General features: G+C 32.7%; 1 protein-coding gene. It reads left to right on the top strand.

The genetic code is table 11. The features are described 5' to 3' along the window. Window positions 1–290 (top strand): ImmA/IrrE family metallo-endopeptidase (locus tag AR337_RS10490; protein WP_172797534.1); only part of this gene is annotated, 290 nt, incomplete at its 5' end. Between the last annotated feature and the right edge of the window lie 1,074 nt (window positions 291–1,364).

Below are 1,364 nucleotides of genomic sequence, written 5' to 3'. Positions count from 1 at the left end.
GTGCAACAAAATGGTTATCCAATGAAAAAATAATGATAGCTATTACAGCTAAAGGCAGTTATGAGAATATTTTTTGGTTTACCTTGTTCCATGAAATTGGGCATGTTTTTCAAGAGAAGAAATCTGAAATATTTATTGATGGAGAAGATTACTCTATTAATGAACTTGAAAAAGATGCAGATAATTTTGCTTTGAACAACTTAATACCAAATAGTGCTTATGAAAACTTTGTTAATGCAGGTCATCACTTAGATAAAGTTAAACTAAGATCATTTTTGCAGAGGAAATGAATATTAACATAGGGATTGTTGTGGGTAGATTGATGAAAGACAAGTTTATTGAATATGGGAACAAATCATATGAGCAATTAAGAAGAAAATTCAAACTCCAACAGAAACTTCCAATTGATATAAAGCCCTTTATCTTTTACCTGTTTTCTTTGTTTGGTGGTATACACAGGCCAAAAATGATTTCGGAGTAAAATATAGCCTCAATTCAATCCTTGTTTCAAATTCACCCATTTAAATCCGTATTAATGAAAATTAGGAATAACTAAAACTCACCGCTAAAGGTAACGGGTTCGTTTTGAGGAAGAAAAAATACAATAGTAACAAATTTGAGGACTAAATAGTATCTATTTAGTCCCTGTTTTTGTTAAAGTATAAGTTTTTTCACACTTTTTAGTGATTTGATTCATATCATTTATTTATGATTATGGCATCAATATTTAACACCCTTGCCATCTTTTTTACCCAAAGTACGCCAAAGGATTTACTGCAAATTCAAATCCAAGAAAACCTCATTATACTAAAATGGTGATGCTCCCGAAATTCATTGATTCGAGTACATTGCCACTAAATTTAACATTTCATATATTGGCAAATTTCCGCAAAACAAAAGCGGGTGGAAGTTGCATTTACTCATTGGTTTGCGAAAAAAGGTACTTCCTGCCTGAAAAAGCCATTAAGTTAATTCGTTATCTTTCCAATACGGGTTTCCATCCTGGTACCCCAATGTCGGTTGGTAAGTTTTCTTAGCTTTTCTTTGACTCTATACTATACTTGGTCTTCTTTGTCACGTATACTCTGGTTTCTTCTCAAGAGTAGAAACTCAATATACACTTTCCTACAGCTGTTTTCTCCTCCCAATCACTTCACTCATACTTCTAAATGTAAAATCCCACCCGAGGGGACCAGTCCGCATAATAAATTATGTTAAAGTCTCTTCTCCTTGTATTGAAACAATTGAAAAACGCCGTAAACACTTTGGCATCAAGGGTTTACGACATTTTTTATGGACGATATTTTCTTTACAAAGAGTGCCTTTTTAATAACTTGAGTCTTGCAAAAAAATCTGTCGTTAAT

Source organism: Bacillus sp. FJAT-27445 (genome assembly GCF_001510665.1).
Classification (GTDB): domain Bacteria; phylum Bacillota; class Bacilli; order Bacillales; family Cytobacillaceae; genus Bacillus_D.
Note: the sequence above shows the minus strand (reverse complement) of the source record. Positions and strands in the feature narration are given on the sequence as shown.